At 45.3% G+C, this 19984-nt stretch carries 18 protein-coding genes; 8 read left to right on the forward strand and 10 right to left on the reverse strand.

Annotated elements, in window-relative coordinates:
- From ACESPU_RS11655 to rsmH, 3 genes are read right to left on the reverse strand one after another with little or no spacing between them, the layout of a single operon-like run.
- Nucleotides 1-2196: a penicillin-binding protein gene (locus tag ACESPU_RS11655; protein WP_005866967.1), complete on the reverse strand. Its 2196-nt coding sequence runs from the start codon at nt 2194-2196 to the stop codon at nt 1-3.
- 18 nt (nt 2197-2214) lie between these two features.
- On the reverse strand, nt 2215-2568 hold the full coding sequence (locus ACESPU_RS11660) for an FtsL-like putative cell division protein (protein WP_005861360.1): 354 nt from the start codon (nt 2566-2568) through the stop codon (nt 2215-2217).
- Between the two features lie 12 nt (nt 2569-2580).
- The gene (gene rsmH, locus ACESPU_RS11665; protein ID WP_129984525.1) at nt 2581-3498 is read right to left on the reverse strand and encodes a 16S rRNA (cytosine(1402)-N(4))-methyltransferase RsmH; all 918 of its coding nucleotides are present in this window, start codon (nt 3496-3498) and stop codon (nt 2581-2583) included.
- A gap of 476 nt (nt 3499-3974) precedes the next feature.
- On the opposite strand from rsmH, the gene ACESPU_RS11670 reads away from it, so the two are divergent.
- Together ACESPU_RS11670 and ACESPU_RS11675 are read left to right on the forward strand one after the other, a co-directional pair.
- Nucleotides 3975-4799, forward strand: coding sequence for a 1-acyl-sn-glycerol-3-phosphate acyltransferase (locus ACESPU_RS11670; RefSeq protein WP_373133371.1), 825 nt, complete (start codon nt 3975-3977; stop codon nt 4797-4799).
- A 12-nt stretch (nt 4800-4811) separates the two neighbouring features.
- Nucleotides 4812-5786 (forward strand): GNAT family N-acetyltransferase, encoded by a 975-nt coding sequence (locus tag ACESPU_RS11675; protein WP_005866962.1) that lies wholly within the window; start codon nt 4812-4814, stop codon nt 5784-5786.
- A 104-nt stretch (nt 5787-5890) separates the two neighbouring features.
- Here ACESPU_RS11675 and ACESPU_RS11680 read toward each other — a convergent pair whose 3' ends face one another.
- The 3 genes from ACESPU_RS11680 to ACESPU_RS11690 form a co-directional block, all read right to left on the reverse strand.
- Nucleotides 5891-6622: a YjbH domain-containing protein gene (locus tag ACESPU_RS11680; RefSeq protein ID WP_048927964.1), complete on the reverse strand. Its 732-nt coding sequence runs from the start codon at nt 6620-6622 to the stop codon at nt 5891-5893.
- A 66-nt stretch (nt 6623-6688) separates the two neighbouring features.
- Complete coding sequence (locus tag ACESPU_RS11685; protein ID WP_008780715.1) at nt 6689-8944, reverse strand: carboxypeptidase-like regulatory domain-containing protein; 2256 nt, start codon at nt 8942-8944, stop codon at nt 6689-6691.
- A gap of 11 nt (nt 8945-8955) precedes the next feature.
- Nucleotides 8956-10206 (reverse strand): hypothetical protein, encoded by a 1251-nt coding sequence (locus ACESPU_RS11690; RefSeq protein ID WP_034527693.1) that lies wholly within the window; start codon nt 10204-10206, stop codon nt 8956-8958.
- A 597-nt stretch (nt 10207-10803) separates the two neighbouring features.
- Between ACESPU_RS11690 and cls the strand changes: the two genes are divergently transcribed.
- Nucleotides 10804-12240, forward strand: a complete 1437-nt coding sequence (gene cls, locus ACESPU_RS11695) for a cardiolipin synthase (protein ID WP_158532577.1) — start codon at nt 10804-10806, stop codon at nt 12238-12240.
- On the opposite strand, the gene ACESPU_RS11700 is transcribed toward cls, so the two are convergent.
- Genes ACESPU_RS11700 through ACESPU_RS11710 form a run of 3 tightly spaced genes read right to left on the reverse strand, consistent with a single transcriptional unit; the run spans nt 12212 to nt 14232 of the window.
- Entirely contained in the window at nt 12212-12769 is a 558-nt protein-coding gene (locus ACESPU_RS11700) for an RsmD family RNA methyltransferase (protein ID WP_005861342.1), read from the reverse strand. The genes cls and ACESPU_RS11700 overlap by 29 nt on opposite strands.
- Nucleotides 12760-13584 (reverse strand): DUF3822 family protein, encoded by an 825-nt coding sequence (locus ACESPU_RS11705; protein WP_122378445.1) that lies wholly within the window; start codon nt 13582-13584, stop codon nt 12760-12762. The genes ACESPU_RS11700 and ACESPU_RS11705 overlap by 10 nt, the downstream gene beginning before the upstream one ends.
- A 12-nt stretch (nt 13585-13596) precedes the next feature.
- Nucleotides 13597-14232, reverse strand: coding sequence for a hypothetical protein (locus ACESPU_RS11710; RefSeq protein WP_005861338.1), 636 nt, complete (start codon nt 14230-14232; stop codon nt 13597-13599).
- A gap of 93 nt (nt 14233-14325) precedes the next feature.
- Here ACESPU_RS11710 and ACESPU_RS11715 point away from each other — a divergent pair, with 93 nt between their 5' ends.
- The 5 genes from ACESPU_RS11715 to ACESPU_RS11735 all read left to right on the forward strand — a co-directional run bounded on the left by ACESPU_RS11715 (nt 14326) and on the right by ACESPU_RS11735 (nt 18844).
- A complete protein-coding gene (locus tag ACESPU_RS11715; protein WP_005861336.1) occupies nt 14326-15741 on the forward strand; it encodes an ATP-dependent RecD-like DNA helicase in 1416 nt (471 codons plus the stop codon).
- A gap of 109 nt (nt 15742-15850) precedes the next feature.
- Complete coding sequence (locus tag ACESPU_RS11720) at nt 15851-16546, forward strand: hypothetical protein (RefSeq protein WP_057325993.1); 696 nt, start codon at nt 15851-15853, stop codon at nt 16544-16546.
- Between the two features lie 9 nt (nt 16547-16555).
- Nucleotides 16556-17260 (forward strand): 16S rRNA (cytidine(1402)-2'-O)-methyltransferase, encoded by a 705-nt coding sequence (gene rsmI / locus ACESPU_RS11725; protein ID WP_005861332.1) that lies wholly within the window; start codon nt 16556-16558, stop codon nt 17258-17260.
- Between the two features lie 19 nt (nt 17261-17279).
- Nucleotides 17280-18152: a hypothetical protein gene (locus ACESPU_RS11730; RefSeq protein ID WP_005861330.1), complete on the forward strand. Its 873-nt coding sequence runs from the start codon at nt 17280-17282 to the stop codon at nt 18150-18152.
- Complete coding sequence (locus ACESPU_RS11735; protein ID WP_005866942.1) at nt 18152-18844, forward strand: YjjG family noncanonical pyrimidine nucleotidase; 693 nt, start codon at nt 18152-18154, stop codon at nt 18842-18844. The genes ACESPU_RS11730 and ACESPU_RS11735 overlap by 1 nt, the downstream gene beginning before the upstream one ends.
- A 131-nt stretch (nt 18845-18975) precedes the next feature.
- On the opposite strand, the gene ACESPU_RS11740 is transcribed toward ACESPU_RS11735, so the two are convergent.
- Entirely contained in the window at nt 18976-19983 is a 1008-nt protein-coding gene (locus ACESPU_RS11740; protein ID WP_057325994.1) for an FAD:protein FMN transferase, read from the reverse strand.
- Nucleotide 19984: the final 1 nt, after the last annotated feature.

Raw genomic sequence — 19984 nt, forward strand, 5'->3', positions numbered from 1 at the left:
CTATTTCAATGTTAATAATACGGTCTGCCCCTTAGACACTCGCTGTCCGGGTTGAATACTCTGCGAAACGACCCGTCCGACACCCGACAAAGAGACACGCAGACCGGCTTGCTCCAACAAGAAAACCGCATCTTTAGCACCCATGCCGACTACCCGGGGTACCAGGCCCTCACGAATCGTCAGATCGCTTAATTTCACCTTATTCTCTTCTTGCTCGGCGGAGGCTACGACCCACTTTGTCTCCAAACTGTCCGTATCCGCCTTAATATCCAATTCATCTAATACGTCCTCTACCGCCCTCAGATCGCCGCCTTTCACACGAGGTACCATCACGGCCATCGAATCCCGTTCCATATCCCGGACATCGAACGACATATGGCTGGCGTATATCTTCTCGGCGATCGCACGCACCACGCCTCCCGACATCGTACCGCCCGAAGGATAACCAATACGGGGACGGCGGATCACCACGATACAAGAATACTTCGGATGATCGGCCGGGAAATAGCCACAGAAAGAGACTTGGTGCCCGCTCGTACGGTAGACACCGCCCGTAGCGATCTGCGCCGTACCGGTCTTTCCGGCGATCCGGACAATATCCGAATGAACCGCCTTACCGGTCCCTTTCTCCACGACTCCCAGCAACATATCTTTTATCAACGCCAGCGTATGATCCGAGCAAATCGAAGAGTTGATCACCTCCGTGGAAAAACTCTGCACGGTCTTGCCGTTATGTAAGATCTCTTTCGTAAACATCGGGCGAACCATCTTCCCGTCGTTCGCGATCGCGTTAAAGAACGCCAGCGTATTGATCGGCGGTACCTGCGTCTCGTAACCGAACGACATCCAAGGCAAGGTGGTCTTGGACCAATAACGGGTCGTATCATCCGGGCGACGTATCTTGGCACGTCCCGCCCCCGGTATCTCCAAACGAAGATCCGCGTTCATACCGATACGGTACAGTCCCTCCACGAACTTTGTCGGGTTATCCGAATAACCTTTCAGGATCGTCTTGGCTACACCGATATTAGAGGAATACCAAATCGCCTGCTCCACCGAGATCCGACCGTATCCGCCTTTATTCATATTATGGTCCGTCATGCGGGCACCCTTATACATATATATACCATTGCCTACATCGACCGTATCTCCCGGATTGCATAAACCATCCTCCAAGGCCACCATGATAGAGGCCACCTTGAAAGTAGAGCCCGGCTCGATCTCGTCCGCCACGGCATGATTCTTCGTCTCGCCATATACGCCCTCACGGATACGCCCCATATTCGTGATCGCCTTGATCTCTCCGGTCTCGACCTCCATCACGACAGCCGTACCAGACTCGGCATCGATCGCCTTCAATTTATCGACCAGCGATTTCTCGGTTATATCCTGTATATTGATATCGATCGTGGTGCGAATATCCATGCCATCCACCGGATCCACCTCAATCACGTTCGTCCAGCCTCCACCGACACGACGAACGGAACTCAACCCGGCCTGCCCCCGCAGGAGCGAATCGTATTGCAACTCCAATCCATTCTTCCCCTTCGTAGTTCCACCCTCCTCGATCTCTCCGTAGATATCACCGATCGTACGAGACGCCAAGGTCCCGAAAGGTTTCTGGCGCTGCACCATCTCCTTCGTATAAAAACCGCTCTTATAACGTCCCAGACGAAGGAACGGGAACTTACGGATCTCCTTCAAGTCCGAATACGAGACCTTCCCCGCGTAAATCGGGAACTGGCGGCTCTTACCGCTCAGCCCTTTCAACAGATAAGCCTTATAGCCCGCCGGCGTACGATCCTTCAATTTACGGGAAAGATAAAACGCCAACGAGTCCACCCCATCCTTCTTGGACGTCTTGAACGTATCCAGCCAATTATACTTGGCATCCTTAGCCGGAGTATACGCATCCGCCTTAAAGTCGATATACATATAATAACGAGGCACGCTGGTAGCCATCAACTTACCGTCCGACGAATAGATATTGCCACGTCCGGGCAACACCAAACGGTTCGGTCGTTTCTGGCTCTCGGCCACCTTCATCCATTTATCCCTCTCCACGAAGGCCGTATCAAAGGCACGGAACAGGATTCCTACGGCCACAAGCCCCAGCAACAGCACGACCACGAAGTAACAGAATAAAATCCGGCTACTTTTAGGCTCTATTTCTTTCGGTTCGTTTTCTTCAGACATACCCATTTACACCTTATCTCACTTATATAACTCATAAGGAGGGGTTTTCGCACCCTCCAGATCAATACCTTGCTCCTCGATCAGCAACTCGATTTGCGATTGGCGGCTATTGCCGGTCAACTCGGATGAGATCGACAACGCCTCGAAACGCACATCCCTCAATTGCTGTTGCAACCGGTCGATCTCACGCAGCTTTTGCATACAAGTATACCGGTTACCGATAAAGAAAAACGCCAACACGACAAGTAACACGATCATACGCGTATGCCTCAAGATAAAATCCTCTTTCAGCACGCCGCCACCGAGTATATACCAGAACGAAAGACGCTTCTCCTTCTTCCTCGTTTTCTTATGTTGTCCGTTTTCTTCCATATCTATTTCTCCTTATACCTTCTCAGCGATTCTCAACTTGGCGCTCCGGGAACGGGGATTCCGCTCCACCTCCTCGTCGGTCGGGACGATCACCTTATTATTGACCAAGCGGAAAGGCGATCGTACGTTCCCGAAGAAATCCTGCTCGCATTTCCCCTCGAAGTTTCCGGTCTTCAAAAAGTTCTTTACCAGACGATCTTCCAAGGAGTGATACGTGATAACCACCAAACGTCCTCCCGGCCTCAACACCCGCAAGGTACTCCGCAGCATCTCTTTCAGCGCCCTCATCTCATCGTTCACCTCGATACGAAGCGCTTGAAAGACTTGCGCCAAGAATTTCTTCTCCTTGTCCTTCCCCGTAAACGGCTTGATCACCTCCAAGAAGTCCCCGATCGTCTCTATCTTCTTTGTCTCACGGGCTTTCACCAGCACAGAGGCTAATTTCCGTGACACCTTCAGCTCGCCATATAGATAAAACACATCGGCCAACGCCTCCGCCGTATAATTATTCACGATATCGGCGGCGGTCTGCCCCGCACGCGTATTCATCCGCATATCCAACGCCCCGTCGAAACGGAAAGAGAAACCGCGATCCTTATCGTCGAAATGATGGGAAGAGACACCTAAATCCGCCAACAGACCGTCTACCTCCCCGCTTTCTCCATAGTAACGCATAAAATTATACAAATAACGGAAATTACTGCGCACGAAAGTGAATCGTGGATCTGCCGGGATATTATGCTCCGCGTCCGCGTCTTGGTCAAAGCCGTAAAGTTCGCCCCCGCTACCCAACCGTTTCAAGATCTCGCGGGAATGTCCTCCACCGCCAAACGTAACATCCACGTAAATCCCGTCGGGACGGATATCCAATCCCTCCAGACTTTCCCGCAGCATTACCGGTACATGATAGCAACTATCTTTTTCTTCCATTCGTCGTTCTTACGTTAAACTTCCTCTTAAAATCAAGCGCCGTACTCCTTTGATACGCACGCACATGCCTTATCGGTGGGTAAAAGTACACATTTCCAAAATTACCCGCCAACATTTATATAAGAAAAGTAGGAAAAAGTTATCAACAGGTCGTTAACCCTTCGTCTTTTCGTCCTTATCTCTTACGCTTTTCACCGGTATCCGTTAACCAATTCTTCCTTTCACCTTCATCTTCTAACGGCCGTTGGATGATCATGCAACAGTTGGTAGATGATCTTCTAACAGTTGGTGCATGATCGTCCAACAGCCGTTAGATAACCGATAGTCAAGCGCCCGGGGACTAACCTCCCTAATGGTAGCGGCTAAAAGATCAAGGGGAAAAGGCCAAGATAGCTGGCGAAAAAGCAAAAACTTCACTCAAACCTCTCTCGTTTTAATTATTAACTTTATCTTTGCCCCTTGACAAGCTTATATAGATGGCAAAACAAGGTGTGACAAAGATAGATATTAAGCAAGTATTGGCACAAAAGGCGCCCAAGGCGTCACGCAAGATTCCGGGATTTATCGTGGACTACTTGATTCGCACGGTTCATCAAGAGGAACTGAATGATATATTAACCCGTTACCACGATAAGGAAGGGGTAGATTTCATGCGTGAGCTTATCGGCTATTTTGACCTTACCCTCGATCTGGTACATGAGGAAAACATCCCGACCGAAGGGCGCTATATCTTCGCCTCCAACCATCCGCTCGGAGGATTGGACGGTATCTGTCTCTCCGCCGTTATCGGTTCCCGGTTCGAAGGCCGCATCAAGTATCCGGTCAATGATTTATTACTTTATCTCTCCAATCTAAAATCCATCTTTGTACCGATCAACAAACACGGCACCCAAGGAAAGGACAACGCACGGATGCTGGAGGAGGCTTTTGCCTCGGACGACCAGATCATCACTTTCCCCGCTGGATTATGCTCTCGCAAGATTGGTGGCAAGATACAAGACTTGGAGTGGAAGAAATCGTTCATCCAGAAGGCGGTGCAATACAAGCGGGATATCGTACCGGTCTATTTCGACGGGAAGAATTCCAATTTCTTCTACAACCTCGCCCGGATACGCAAGGCGCTGGGTATAAAGATGAATTATGAGATGATTTATTTACCGGACGAGATGTTCCGGAGCAAACATAAGACCTTCTGGATTTATTTCGGGAAGCCTATCCCTTGGCAGACATTCGACAATAGCAAGAAACCCGCCGAATGGGCTGAGTGGATAAAAAACAAGGTTTACAAACTCAAGGATTAACAGACGAAACATATGCAAGACATTATCAATCCCATAGACAGGGCACTACTGAAGGCTGAATTGACCAAAGAGAAGAGGTTGAGAAGTACCAATAAATCGAAGAATGAGATTTATATCGTCACGGCGCACGACTCACCCAATGTCATGCAAGAGATAGGGCGTCTGCGGGAGGTCGCTTTCCGTTATTACGGGGGTGGCACGGGATTCCCTGTGGATATCGATGAGTATGACACGATGGAAGACGCTTACCGCCAGCTGATTGTCTGGAGCCCGGAAGATGAGCAGATCTTGGGGGGATACCGTTTCCTTTGTGGTTCGGACGTTAAGTTCGACGAGAATGGCAAACCGATCTTGGCGACCTCGCACTTGTTTAATTTCTCAGAGAAATTTATCAAGGAGATCCTTCCTTATACGGTAGAGTTGGGACGCTCGTTCGTGGCTCTGGAGTATCAATCCACCCGTTCCGGGGCGAAAGGCTTATTCGTGTTGGATAACCTGTGGGATGGATTGGGGGCTTTATCCGTGGTTGATCCGAGCTTGCGGTATTATTTCGGGAAGGTGACTATGTACAATACGTACAACCAAGAGGCCCGTAATATGATCTTATACTTCCTCGGATTGCATTTCCCGGACGCAGACCAACTGATCACTCCGGTATATCCATTGGAGACTAATATGGATGTAGAGAAGATGAGATCTCTTTTCCCTCACGATAATTTCAAGGATAACTACAAGGTATTGAACCAAGAGGTTCGTAAATTCGGCATCAACGTGCCTCCTTTGGTAAATGCTTACATGAGCTTGTCGCCTAAGATGCGTGTATTCGGCACAGCGATCAACCATGAGTTTGGAGAGGTGGAAGAAACGGGTATCTTAATCGCTATTAACGAGATATTAGAGGATAAGAAGAAACGGCATATTGAGACGTATCTGGAAGAGGAGTACAAGTCCGCCGAGTTGATACGCAAGAATTTCATCGGGGAATAAAGCCGTAGATATGGCTAGCGCGACAGCGTAACAAGATATAAAAAGGTTCAGCCTAACCGTTCGCCTCCAAGCGGATTAAAAACGGACAAAGGCTGAACCTCTTTTTATCTCAAATAAATCTTATAGCATAGTCCACCGGAGAAATATTTCATTCGCTGCAATTCGAATTGAAAATGTATATGATTGAATAGCAGGTAAGTGGCTCCCATAGCGAAGTCTTTCGAATCGTATTCGGCTATGACGTTCAAATGCGGGGCGAATGAAGGATTGTAGGTGATACCTCCCGCCACACCGTTCAAGGGATAATCCTCACGGCGGTTATACAGATAGGATAAATGAACGCCTAAGGTTTCCCTTCCCAGCTGAAAATGTTTGGTAGCGGCCAGATAATAACGGCAGAAATAGCCGTTTCCCGTAGCCGAAGCGAATTTATGCCCGGATGACGTAAAAGGGTCCGAAGTCCCCAGCACGACAGCGGGGATGTATTTGCTTTCTTTCAACACACGTAAGCGGGCGGAGAAATAACGATCTTGGTTCGTGAATCCGGAATAGCCATGCTTATCCAATCCAAGGCTCTCGGCCGTAAACAGCGTACAAGTATACGCTACTTCCAGAAACGGGAAGATCGTCACGTTCAAATAATAATTCCACGTATTAAAATTAAACTTGGGAGGCGTAAGCTCTTGATGCAAGAAGTTTCCGCCAAGCATCACGGTCTTGTCCTTTTGCATATCGGCGGACGGAGCATGCAATAGCCCTGTCGTGCCATAAGATAATTGAGCCGGAAGTAAGGTCCAGCAACTTAAGAATATGATCAATAAGAGTAATTTCTTCATTTTTCTTTGTTTACTTATAAACTTCCGGCTCAACATTATTTATAGGGAGGTCAGTCTTCTTGTTGATTATTTACCAAAAATACCGCCTCCGGCATTGTTTCCATTGCCATGGCCATGTCCGTGGCTTTGCTCATAAAGAGGAGCAGGATTAGCCTCTTTCACGCTCAACACCGTAACAGATACCGATTCCAAAGAACCACCTTTATTCAGATAGTAGACAACATATTCTTTAGCCGCATACTTAACAGTAATGTTTACACCCTTAAGAGTCATGCCTTCGTCGACCTTCACGTCATATGATTTTTTGAAAGAGATCAGACCACCATCAGCGTTGATTTTCTTGCCTAAGCAGTTCTTCAAATAATCCTTAGCCGCATTTCCATACGGAACTGAAAGGACAGCTTTATCCAAATCTTTATTATTTAAGAAAGTCGCATTATAAGTAAACTCTACCGAAACCATCTTGTTGTATTCTCCAAACTCCGATTTCTCGATAAAGAACGTACTATCAGAAGGAGCGGTTGTAGTCTTAACCGCCATCAATAAACCTGCGCTGAATTGAGAATAGTGAGCTACAGGGATATTCAATTGGCCATTCTTAAGCTCTACTTTAGCATCTTTATCAACTACCCAATTATCTCCATTCTTATACAGAAGGTTTAGAGGCATATCGGATACGTTCTTGAAGTCCGCAGGAGCGGAAGCTTTAATCACCATAGCCGGAATAATAACCGTACCGTCAGGCTTTCCTGTATAAATACGGGTAACAGCTGCGGCTGGAGAACCGCTTTCTGCTACTGTGCTAGCATCCGTTCCAGTCTCAATCTCCGCTGCTTTCTCACTATTAACCGTTAATTCCACCGTAGCATCACGTTTAATAGAGAAATCCTCCGTAGTGTTATTAGGAGTCACGATAACAACACCTGTATTAGAACCTTCGGTAGAGAATGAAATTTCATCAACCTCAGATTTGTCCTCTACTACAGATTCAATCTTGCCCAAACTTGCAGCGAATGTCTCAGGATTGGCAACAGCCACATTTGCGCCAGATTCATATTTATCCGCAACAGCCTCCGGTATCTTTACAGCAACCTCTACTGTCTTTCCTGTCTCATCTTTTACCTCGACCTTTTTCTCTTGATTAGCTTCAATCTTTTCCTCGACCTTACCTACTTGCTCAACGCCGATTTCCGGATTCACCTCTGTAATCGGTTTAGAAACCTCTCCGCCCTTAGTTACAGGATCGGGATCTGGGGTTGGGTCTGGGGTTGGAGTCGGATCTGGAGTCGGTGTAGCAGGTGTCAAATGGAAATCAGCGATCACATTCGCAGTCTCACCCGGTTTCAGCTCATCCAAAGTAAAGTTGTAAGAATATGCGGCATATCCTTCTGCGACAACACGAATTGTAAATCTCATTTGAGCCGTAACAGCATCTTGAGGAATTACAAAACGATAATGAGAGCCTGTCACAGTCTGAGTCTCAAACCCAGAACGGTAAATCATCTTTGTTAAAGCGCCCGACAAAGTAATTGTCGCATTAACAGCTTTACCATTCACATCCTTAACATCACCTTCCACAATATAAGAAGGACCTGTCGGAGTAGGCGTAGAAGCCTTCAATACCAAATTAGCCGGATACTTCACGTCAAATGTATCACCGTCACCCTCAGCCTTCTCTTGGTCCTCAACCGGAGAAACAACAACTTTAGCGACTGTCTTCTCATAACCGGAAGCCGTAGCGGTAATATCATACGTACCCGTTGCCACGTCAGACAACTCAAAGCTAGCCTTGTTCTCCTTAGCGATTTCCTTGTCACCTAATTTAACGAGCACTGAAAGATCGGAAGCGGTAATATCTTTTCCAGCCTCGTCTTTCACGCTAACGGTCAAGAAATACTTCGCCTTCTTGTATTCCGGCGTAGGCTCGGGAGTTGTTCCCTTTTCCATCACGGCATTCTGGATATTCTCACCCAAGCCGGATTCTACCTTCTTAACGGTTATATCATAGCTTCTCTCGATATAACCTTCTTTAGAGAAAGTCACCTTATAGGCTCCGGCAGCATTCTTTCCCAAGTCGAAAGTATACTGTCCGTCAGCAGCAGTCTTAGCGGACATTGATTTAGCTCCAGATAACGCGACATTCACATCCGCCATAGCAGCACCGTCCACGTCTGTCACTTTACCACTGATCGCATAAGTGGCTTCATTGCCCGGAGTAGGCCCAGGCACATCCCCATCGTCATCCTTACAGCCAGCGAAACCGATCATGGCTGTTGTCAAAAACAAGACCAATAAGGTCTGTAACTTTGTAATTGTTCTCATAATAAAACTATTTAAAAATTGAGTAATTCCGACTTTATAAAGTACGGGTTGAATTGATTTTGCTTCATCATGTTATCTTCCGGCAACGCATAATAGTTCTTATAATAATACCGTTCGTTTCCGGCATTATAAGACATACCCCAATTGTCGGAAGTTGTCACCCTTGCATATTTACGTTTGTATTTATAGGGAGGAAGAGCCACTTGGAAGCGAAAACCTCCATTCTTCAAAGCACCTTGCGCCTTCATCGCATAGAAACCAATCGAGCAATATCGGAAATGACGAATCAAGTCGATTCGTCCTCCAACCTCATGCAATAAATATTGTTCCGCCTTCAACGATATCTGCGTATTGTATTTTGGCCAGTAGAAACTCCCCCCCAACGACCAAGTGATTCGTTGATGCTTACCATAATGAAATTCGAACCCATTCCAATACCCCGTCCCGGTACAACCAATCCGCCCTTCCACAGAAAAACGTTCATCCTTGAAATAATGTACCGCCTTCAAATCTATACCATAGCGATCCGAATCAAACAACCCTACGCTTACTCTCGCAAACGTACGCATCGGTAAGCGGAATGATTGAGAAAGAGCGATTGTTCCCGGGTGAATCTTATCCATCCGCTTTCCATATCCATCATTATATATAGGAAACACCATCTGCGCCGTCAGCTTCATCCCATTCCAGAAAGAGACCTCGATCGCAGGCGAGAGGTTGAATAATACTTGGTAGATTTGCGTGATAATGAGGTTCTTCAGATACAACTCCGGATAAACCACCACGTCTACTTTAAATAAGGAGCTATTCATACGGTACTCTTTCTTCACCTTATCCCAGCTATCGCCCAGATCGTAAGTAGCATCCCAGGCGGAACGGGCCGCATAGGAGCCGGGAGCCGCCTTCAAGCTGTCCGGATTTGCCGTATAGATCAATGAGATCTGCGGTATATTATTATCCAATACGACGATACGGCAGGATTTGCCCTTCTCCGGCAAGCCTGTTTTCTGGATGCGGTCTATGGCATGGGCCAGTCCCACACCCTGCAAACGCCAAGGGGTATTCTCCAAGACATACACTCTCTCCTTCTCGTCTTCCGACCAGACAACATTCTCAAAACCCATATCGACCAGCATATTTGCGGTGATATCCGCATATACCTTATTATATTGGGCCTTTGTAAACATAGGCAATAGTAGCAAAAAGAATAAAAGGCATTCCTTACGGAGTAAAATGGCTCGTATAGAAGACTTTCTATTCATATCTCTAGAGTTTGATTCCAAGTTATCATTGGTTTACTGTTTTTCTTATTCTTACCCTTCCACATAAAAAACGACTAGTGAAAACGATCGTTTAGATCTTGCATTTTTTTAGAAAGTAAAAAGATGATGCTCTTTTGTCATATTCGTGACACTTTGATTAATCTATCCTGTTGAGAAGAAGATATATAGCAGGACAAAATTTAATCGGAAAAGGTTGCCGGTCTCGGAGAAATGCCTACCTTTGCAAACGACTAATTGAAACGATCGTTTTTTACAGTCGTTTTCAATCTAAATATTTTTATTGTTATCATAGATACTTCTCATAATAGCCTGCGCCAAAATCAACAAATGACACTTTATATTTAGAGAACGACCTCATTATTTTAAGATGTACATAACCCCGCATCCAAAGTCAGCTAGCTTCGTTGGCAAAGTAAGTTAACTTACTCGGGCATTTAAGTTAGCTTACTTTGCCATTTAAGTTAACTTACTTTTTGGCCCTTCTATACAGTCCAAAAAGAATACGGAAATTTGCTATTCTCGGAAAGCATTCTTATCTTAGCAAATTATAGCAGATTATAGCAAAGAGAGAGTTTCATGTTAGCAGCCATTCATATACAGTTAATCGTTGGTACGATATTTATCATATTGTATAGCGTCACTATATTAGGACTGGTATTAGTTATCATTACAGAGAATAGGAATCCGTTAAAGACAATTCCTTGGGTAATCGTCTTATTATTAGCACCCGGTATCGGACTGCTTTTCTATTTCTTCTTTGGACAAGATAACCGGAAACAACGGATCATATCGAGGCGTACCTATAAACGCATCATGAAAAGGCCGCAAAAGGGTAAATTACCTCAAGACGCCTGCGTAGTTCCGGACCCCTATAAACCTTTATCGACCTTGTTGACTAACACCAACCAATCCTCCCTCCTATACGGAACACAAATCACGATTTATACGAATGGTACCGATAAGTTCAAAGACTTGCTGGAAGAGATCCAGAAAGCGACCCACCATATCCATATACAATATTATATATTCTGTGATGACGAGATAGGAAAACAGGTGCAACAACTCCTTATCAAGAAAGTAAAAGAAGGTGTGAAGGTACGTGTACTTTATGATGATGTGGGTTGCTGGAATGTAAAAGACGGCTTCTTTAAGGAAATGAAGGAAGCGGGTATCGAGGTATATGCGTTCTTGAGGGTAGCGTTCCCCGTTTTCACCAGTAAGGTGAATTACCGGAACCACCGCAAGATTATCGTGATAGACGGTAAAGTCGGGTTTATGGGAGGCATGAATATAGCCGACCGATACGATAAGGGAACCTCTTGGGGCACATGGAGGGATACGCATTTCAAATTTGTAGGGAAAGGAGTGCACGGGCTTCAATCCGTATTCCTCATCGATTGGTACGTGGTTAGTAAAAAACTCTTGAACGATCGGATTTACTATCCGGCCGCCCAAATCTATAGCGATAATATTATGCAAATCGCCACTAGCGGTCCGGTAGGTCAATGGAGAACTTTGTTGCAAGCGACCATTTTCATGATCGCCAACGCCAAGAAGTATATCTTTATACAAACCCCTTATTTCCTGCCTACCGAAGGATTGAACCAAGCGTTGCAAACCGCCGCCTTAGGGGGAGTGGATGTTCGTTTGATGCTGCCTAAGCGTTCCGATACACGCTCAGCGAATATGGCCAGTCATTCCTTTATCGACGAGATGGTAAAGGCCGGCGTAAAAGTATACCTCTACAAACCGGGCTTCTTGCATTCCAAGCTAGTCGTGTCCGACGACGCATTGACAAGCATCGGGTCCGCCAATATGGACTTCCGTAGCTTTGAGCATAACTTCGAGATTAACGCTTTCGTATATCAAAAGGAATTCGCCCTGCAAATGAAACGGATCTTTACACACGACATGCATCACTGTGAGCGCTTGATCCCTTCCCGCTGGTTAAAGCGCCCCCTCAAGCAACGCATGGCGGAATCATTTATGCGTCTGTTTTCTCCCCTTCTTTAAGGAAGATGCTAAAGTTCACGGAGCCATACACCCGGTGCTGATAAAAATAAGGCAAAGATGAGAAGTCATTGGTCTTAGGATGTTCCATGATGAATATCCCTCCATCCCTTAGTAAATCACGCTCGAAAACCAAGGCGGGTATTTCCGGCAGCTCCGGCAAGGCATACGGGGGATCGGCAAAGATGAAATCGAAACTTTGCTTAGGGGCTGAATTCAAATAACGGAAAACATCCCCACGAATCAGAGCCAATGCATCCGTCTTCAGCTCTTTCGCTACCTTGGCTATAAAAGAGGCATGAGCGTTATTTTTCTCTATGGCGGTTACATTCCGGCATCCTCGTGAGATCAACTCAAAAGAGATACTTCCGGTTCCGGCAAAAAGATCCAACGCATCCATGCCTTCCAGATCCACCAAATTATTTACTACGTTAAAAATATTCTCTTTCGCAAAATCCGTCGTAGGACGTGCGCTAAACGAAGAGGGCACGTCAAAACGCCGACGACCGTATATACCGCTTATTATTCGCATATTAATAAAGATATTAAATCCATAGGGGCTTTCGTTACATCCGTTCCCAACAAATAGGCTTCCGAAGGGATCTCCACCGGCTTAACATGGCGTAAATAGGCTCGCAATCGCTCCAGAACCCGCATTCGCAAGGAAGATTCCCCCGCTAAAAGCAACTGGTCCTTTTCTTGGTTCAATCCCGCCTGTTTCCATACATATAATATATAGTATACTATATCGTCCGATTGGTCGATCGGGTAAGAGTTCACAAATAAGAGTTTCCCTTGAGCATAGCAGGCCACATCCATCCGCTTTCGTTCTATCACGACATACATTTGCCGGGGTAAGCTAGCACTACTTTCTTTTGTCCATAGCGTTAGCGGAGAAGTCATGTAGTGGGAGAAAAAAGGATGCAAAAGAGAACGGGAGCAAAATTCGTAAACCTCCTCGTCTACACCAAACACCAACTTAGCCTGTTGTTCCTTTAAAGTATCGGTTAAGCAATGCAATTCCAGTGTAGAAAAGCTGAAATCCAATAAACGCCCTTCCTTACCGTCCCCCCAATAATTATCAGGGACCAAGCTATATTCCGGAGATACACAGATCACGTTAATCCGTTTATAAGTCCACGTAAGAAACTCATGAGCGAAGAAAAACTCCTTAAGGGAAGAAATGAAAGAGACCGCCCGATCGAATTCCGTTTCCCGATAAAAGAAACTTCCTCCAGCCGAGGGATCATACCCGGAAAAAGAAAGTCCACCCGACCGAAGCCGGATGGACACTATATACTTTTCCGAATTATCAGTAGTTAACGTATCAGGAATGCTGATAGTCATATGAGCCGCTGATTATTCCCAGTTACCTGCGTTGTTATTAATTTCTTCCAAAGAACCTACGCGCAATCCCGGGAACTTACCTTGTTTCTCTGCCTTGTCGATCAAGTTATAAGTCAACTGAGCATCCATGTCACGCAAATATTCTTTGTAAGGAACCTCACAAGCGAATACTTTGATCTCATAACCCGAACCAGATTTCAACGTAGCCGTATCCATCTTGAAAGTAATCTTTTCACCCGGAACGGCCGGAACATAACGCATAGCCGCTACATCATAGTTCTTACCCAGCAAAGTATCTTTCGCCAATACCCACATGGTATCACGTCTGATTAAACCTTTCTTAACAGCCTCTGCTTCTGTCATACCTTTCTCCAACTGCTCATCCGTCAATACACCTTCCTTGATCAAGAACGGCAACTTATCCGTATTCAAGAATTTCTCCAAATCGTCGAAACTTCCGGCATGAGTCTTATACATGTTCTTGTATTCGATCTGAGCCTTACGGATTTCAATCAAACGGGCGATGATCGCATTGTCACGAATAGTCTTCTGATCATCATACTCAATCGGACCAGTGACGCTCTTGTAGCACATGTAAACTAGCAGTACAACTGCGGCAGCTAATAAAATCTTTAATGTAACTTTCATGGTTTGTATTGTTTTTTGAATTTATTTCGTTCGGCAAATTTAAAAAAGAATATTTAATACACTACCTTTATCGCGAAAATTATTGCGATCAAAATGATAAATAGTTACATAAGCCAGCAAATCGAACGAAATTTCCCCTATAAACCGACGGATGATCAGTTTTTAGCGCTTCATACGCTTACCGAATTTCTCTTGTCAGAGGAACCGGACAGCCTTCTACTGATGAAAGGCTACGCAGGAACCGGAAAAACCTCTCTGGTCGGGGCTTTGGTGAAAACGCTTAACGAACTAAAGCAAAAAACGTTTTTGTTGGCTCCAACCGGACGAGCAGCCAAAGTTTTCTCGGGCTACGCTGGCCAAAAAGCGTATACAATTCATAAAAAAATATATCGTCAACGGGCGTTTTCCAATGAGCCGACGGGCTTCATGCCGGCAGATAATTTACATAAAGATACACTTTTTATCGTCGACGAGGCTTCTATGATCGCCAACGAGGGATTGGATTCATTTGTTTTTGGTTCCGGACGCCTGTTGGACGATTTAATCCAGTATGTCTATTCCGGGGAAAACTGCCGTCTTATCCTAATGGGAGATGTCGCACAGCTTCCTCCGGTAATGCAAACGGAGAGTCCCGCCTTGAATCCTGAGATATTACGGGGTTACAACCTACAGGTTTGGGAGATAGCGTTAACTCAAGTCGTACGCCAAAGCGAGGACTCGGGAATCCTGTTCAACGCGACCCGGCTACGAGACGCACTACGAAACCACACGGTCGAGATCTTTCCGAAATTACAATTAAAAGGCTTCTCCGATTTCACGAAAGTCAATGGAGATGAGCTAATTGAGGAAATATCTTCCGCCTATAGCCGCGACGGTATGGAAGAGACAATGATTATCTCCCGCTCGAATAAACGAGCAACGATTTATAATAACGGCATACGTAACCGTATCCTATACAGGGAAGAAGAGCTATCGTCCGGCGATCGTTTAATGGTAGCGAAGAACAATTATTATTGGACAGCGAATTGTAAGGAGATGGACTTTATAGCGAACGGAGAGATCATTCAAGTCATGCGGGTACGCCGTGTCACGGAGATGTATGGCTTCCGCTTTGCCGACATCACGGCTCGTTTTCAAGATTATGATCTGGAAATCGATTTGAAAATCCTATTGGATACTTTACAGACCGACTCCCCCGCCCTCCCTAAGGAGCTAAACGACAAGCTCTTTTACACCATATTGGAAGATTACGAGGACATTCCTACCAAGGCGGGAAAAATGAAAAAGATGAAGGTAGATCCTCATTACAACGTCGTCCAAGTAAAATACGCTTATGCGGTAACCTGCCATAAAGCCCAAGGCGGCCAATGGATGAACGTCTTTCTCGATATCGGTTACATCACGGAGGAAATGCTTGGTGAGGATTTCTATAGGTGGCTCTACACGGCTTTTACCCGGGCGACCCATCACCTATATCTGGTGAATTTACCGGACGAGTTCGTCGAATGATTTACAATATTTTAAGATCGAAACTGGCAACATTGACAAGAAATACTTATTTTTGTTGCAAAACATACGTATGTCCGGATGATTTATAGCATCTGAAAAACATATAGAAATGGCAAACAAGGAAAAAATAGATTATCTATTGATCGATATCAGGGAGCTGGAGAAGTTGGTAGCCGGAATGAGGGACGCGGAAATTTATCCCGCCTCTTTCTTCAACCAGACCTTCCAGTTGACCCACAAGGTATTGAAGGAGCTTCATACGCTGGAGGAGTTTCAGTTAGAGGCTTTGCGTAAACAAATGGAAGAACATCAACGACTTATCGATTCTATTCCCGTAAGTAAACCTTTACAGATGCCGGAGGTGCAACCGGCTCCGGAAGTATCCCCTACGATCGAGGTCGTACAGGTACAAGAACCGGTCGTTGAGGAACCTATCGTAGTAGAACCAATTGTCGAAAAAGTGATCCCAGAAGAAAAGATCGTACAAGAGACAATCCCCTTGAAAGAGATAGAGATTCCACATAAAACTATATTAGCGGATAAATCCAGTATTTCACTGAATGATATATTGGAGAAAAAGAATCTTTCTGATTTCCGTAAGGCATTCAGTTTAAATGATCGTTTCCGCTTCAGAAGGGAATTATTCGGAGGAAATGAGGAGAAAATGAATAAGGCGATCGCAGACCTGAACGATCTTAGCTCGTACGAGGAATCGGTCACTTATCTGAACAAGGTGTTGAACTGGAATATAGAAGACGCTTCCGTAGCCGATTTCATCAAGCTATTGGAAAAACGCTTCTCATAAATATATGATATGGCAAAATTGACTGTAGTCCCAACCCCTGTTGGTAACTTGGAAGATATGACATTCCGGGCGATCCGTGTGCTAAAAGAAGCTGATCTTATTTTAGCGGAGGATACCCGTACGACCGGCATCTTGCTGAAACATTTCGAGATACAGAACAAGATGCAGTCCCACCACAAGTTCAATGAACATAAGACGGTGGAGCAAATCGCGGCCCGCATCAAGGGAGGCGAAAATATCGCCCTTGTTTCCGATGCTGGTACGCCAGCCATCTCCGATCCGGGATTCATGTTGGTGAGGGAATGTGTTCGCCAAGGGGTAGACGTAGAGTGCCTGCCCGGAGCTACGGCTTTCGTGCCCGCCTTGGTAGCATCCGGATTACCCAATGAGAAGTTCTGTTTCGAGGGGTTTCTCCCTCAAAAGAAAGGAAGGCAAACCCGGCTAAAAGAATTGGCTTTGGAATACCGGACTATTATTTTTTATGAATCACCTTTCCGTCTGCTCAAGACCTTGACGCAATTCGCCGAGTTTTTCGGTACGGACCGCCAAGTATCAGTATCCCGGGAAATCTCCAAATTACACGAGGAAACCGTACGAGGCTCCTTAGAAGAAGTAATTCAGCATTTTACCGTGAACGAACCAAGGGGTGAGATTGTTATTGTATTAGCAGGCTTAAAAGATAAAAAGGACAAAGAGACAGAAAAAGATGTTTAACTTAACAAGCAAAAAGAACATGAAGAAAGTATTATTAGTATGTGTCTGCACAGCCATGCTGGCCTCTTGTGGCCAAAATTCAGCGGATTACAAGAAACTAAAGGCTGAGAACGATTCTCTACGTATCGAGAATACGAAGAACACGGATGAGCTTAATGATATGCTCTCCACCCTAAATGATATTGAATCTGATTTTCAATCTATACGTGATGCCGAGAATTATTTGACAATCCAACAACAAACCGGCGGTGAGCTAAATCAGTCACGCAGAGATCAAATCAAGCAGAACATGCAATTGATCAGCGAGACCTTGAAGAAGAACAAGGAGCAAATCAGCCAGTTGGAGGAGAAATTGAAGAAAAGCGGTATTCAATCTTCCGCATTACGAAAGACGATCGATCGTCTTTCCTCCGAGCTGGATCAAAAGGCAACGATGATTGTCGCTTTGCAAGAGGATTTGGCAAAGAAGAACGTACGTATCCAAGAATTGGACGAGATGGTAAGTTCCTTGAATGAGGATGTGGAAAGTCTGGCTACTACCGCAGCCGCTCAATCCGAGAAATTGAACGCTCAAGATAAAGCCCTTCACACGGCTTACTACTGTTTCGGTACTTCCAAGGAATTGAAGGAACAGAAGATCTTATCCGGTGGTGGCCTGTTCTCTAAATCTAAAGTATTGCAGAGTGGTTTCAACAAGGATTATTTCATCTCTATCGATATCCGTGAGGTAAAAGAAATTCCTTTGTTCGCAAGCAAGGCTAAACTAAAATCCAATCATCCGGAAGGATCTTATGAGTTCGTAGAGGATGAAGACGGAAACTTGACCTTGAAAATAAATGACGAGAAGGCTTTCTGGAGCCTAGGCAAGTATTTAGTGATCGAAGTTGGATAATGATTTATAAAAGTATATTTATCGATTTGGACGATACCCTTTGGGATACGTACCATAACAATAAAGAATGCCTTGAAGAGCTATATACCGATTACCACTTTAATCGGTATTATGCCTCCTTCGAGGCTTTCTTTGATATTTATATGCCTCATAATCTAGACTTATGGGCCAAATACCGTTCGGGGGAAATAGACCGGCAAACCTTAATCTTGGATCGATTTCTCTACGTACTTCGTCCGTTAGGAATAGAGGATAAGAAAACCGTCTTATCGGTAAATAATGATTTCTTGCAACGCACGACCACCAAAACCCGATTAGTGCCCGGAGCCATTGAATTACTGGAATATCTCCGCCCTTCCTATCGGTTATTTATTTTATCCAATGGATTCCGTGAGGTACAATTCAAGAAACTTAGCAACGCAGGCTTGGCCCCTTATTTCGAACGGATGATCCTGTCCGAGGACGCTAATATACAAAAACCCCATAAAGGTATTTTCGACTTCGCCTTAAAGAACACGAACTCACGCCGGTCCGAGAGCTTAATGATCGGGGATAGCTGGGAAGCTGATATCATTGGGGCTTACCAATCCAAGATCGACCAGATATGGTTGAATCCGGAAGGATTACCTGCCGATGGATTCACCCCGACCCATACAGTCCGCTCTCTGGAAGAGATCAAATCCATCCTATAAACAGACCTTTCTTACAATGCCCATTATAGCATGCTTACGATGGGCATTATAAGCTCCTTAGAATGGGCATCATAAAGATCTTACAATGCCTATTCTAAGAACAACATCTTAACAGCTTATAAATAAATCGATTATTTATCGGCAGTCACCAGATATCGGCGAAAGCCCTCAGAGTATTCCGGATGATACCCGTCTCCTATCGAATCGGAACAAATAATAAAATATTCAAGACCCGGCACTTTAGCGCATAAGGACTTAGCCTCCTCCGAGCCTAAGACCATAAACGCGGTAGCATACGCATCAGCGGTCATGGCATCCGGAGCGACGATCGTAGCGCTAAGGATATCCCGCTGTACAGGGCAACCTTCACGAGGGTCGATCGTATGGGCGTATTTACGTCCATCCTTTATATAAAAATTACGGTAATTACCTGATGTAGCCATTCCTAACGGTTTAGGGAAGCTAACGATCTGCTCGAGTTCTTGATTCATGCCGGCAGCGTCATCCGTAGGCTTCGTGATCCCTAAGCGCCAATCCATGCCCGAGGGATTCACGCCTTTCACACGCATCTCGCCACCAAACTCCACCAAATAATTACGGACCCCTTTCTTCTCCAGCATTTGGGCTATCATATCGCAAACCGTTCCATCCGCCAAAGAAGAAAAGTTCATCATCAAGCGAGGATCGTCCTTCACGATGCGATCCCCTTCTAAACGAACTTTCTGAAAACCGATAAACTGACGGACACTGTCGATATGGGCAGGCGTTACGCTATCCTTCCGACTGAAGCCAAACCCCCAAAGGTTGATCAACGGGGCGCAAGTCACATCGTAGGCCCCATTTGTCTCAGTAGACACTTCAAGCGCCTTCTTAAAGACTTTTTGGAAGAGCGTATCTACCCGTATGTCACGGTTCTGGTTTACCTGACTGATTACCGAAGTAGAATCAAAAGCATTAAACAGGTGGTAGAAATATTTCAACTGCTCGTCAATCTCCTTATCCAATGGTTTAGTATGCTCAAACTTAATATGATAAGGTGTATGAAGCCTTCCGGATACCTCATAGTATTGGGGAGCCTGTTCACAACTTATCAACAAGATATTAACAAGTAAACAAAGAATGGAGAATTGACTTTTCATA

This window comes from Parabacteroides sp. 20_3 (genome assembly GCF_964238835.1).
GTDB lineage: Bacteria > Bacteroidota > Bacteroidia > Bacteroidales > Tannerellaceae > Parabacteroides > Parabacteroides distasonis.

Excerpts from the sequence above, each read along its gene's own strand:
- ACESPU_RS11655 (WP_005866967.1), bottom strand. The coding sequence starts at position 2,196 with ATGTCTGAAGAAAACGAACCGAAAGAAATAGAGCCTAAAAGTAGCCGG.
- ACESPU_RS11660 (WP_005861360.1), bottom strand. The coding sequence starts at position 2,568 with ATGGAAGAAAACGGACAACATAAGAAAACGAGGAAGAAGGAGAAGCGT.
- rsmH (WP_129984525.1), bottom strand. The coding sequence starts at position 3,498 with ATGGAAGAAAAAGATAGTTGCTATCATGTACCGGTAATGCTGCGGGAA.
- ACESPU_RS11670 (WP_373133371.1), top strand. The coding sequence starts at position 3,975 with ATGGCAAAACAAGGTGTGACAAAGATAGATATTAAGCAAGTATTGGCA.
- ACESPU_RS11675 (WP_005866962.1), top strand. The coding sequence starts at position 4,812 with ATGCAAGACATTATCAATCCCATAGACAGGGCACTACTGAAGGCTGAA.
- ACESPU_RS11680 (WP_048927964.1), bottom strand. The coding sequence starts at position 6,622 with ATGAAGAAATTACTCTTATTGATCATATTCTTAAGTTGCTGGACCTTA.
- ACESPU_RS11685 (WP_008780715.1), bottom strand. The coding sequence starts at position 8,944 with ATGAGAACAATTACAAAGTTACAGACCTTATTGGTCTTGTTTTTGACA.
- ACESPU_RS11690 (WP_034527693.1), bottom strand. The coding sequence starts at position 10,206 with ATGAATAGAAAGTCTTCTATACGAGCCATTTTACTCCGTAAGGAATGC.
- cls (WP_158532577.1), top strand. The coding sequence starts at position 10,804 with ATGTTAGCAGCCATTCATATACAGTTAATCGTTGGTACGATATTTATC.
- ACESPU_RS11700 (WP_005861342.1), bottom strand. The coding sequence starts at position 12,769 with ATGCGAATAATAAGCGGTATATACGGTCGTCGGCGTTTTGACGTGCCC.
- ACESPU_RS11705 (WP_122378445.1), bottom strand. The coding sequence starts at position 13,584 with ATGACTATCAGCATTCCTGATACGTTAACTACTGATAATTCGGAAAAG.
- ACESPU_RS11710 (WP_005861338.1), bottom strand. The coding sequence starts at position 14,232 with ATGAAAGTTACATTAAAGATTTTATTAGCTGCCGCAGTTGTACTGCTA.
- ACESPU_RS11715 (WP_005861336.1), top strand. The coding sequence starts at position 14,326 with ATGATAAATAGTTACATAAGCCAGCAAATCGAACGAAATTTCCCCTAT.
- ACESPU_RS11720 (WP_057325993.1), top strand. The coding sequence starts at position 15,851 with ATGGCAAACAAGGAAAAAATAGATTATCTATTGATCGATATCAGGGAG.
- rsmI (WP_005861332.1), top strand. The coding sequence starts at position 16,556 with ATGGCAAAATTGACTGTAGTCCCAACCCCTGTTGGTAACTTGGAAGAT.
- ACESPU_RS11730 (WP_005861330.1), top strand. The coding sequence starts at position 17,280 with ATGAAGAAAGTATTATTAGTATGTGTCTGCACAGCCATGCTGGCCTCT.
- ACESPU_RS11735 (WP_005866942.1), top strand. The coding sequence starts at position 18,152 with ATGATTTATAAAAGTATATTTATCGATTTGGACGATACCCTTTGGGAT.
- ACESPU_RS11740 (WP_057325994.1), bottom strand. The coding sequence starts at position 19,983 with ATGAAAAGTCAATTCTCCATTCTTTGTTTACTTGTTAATATCTTGTTG.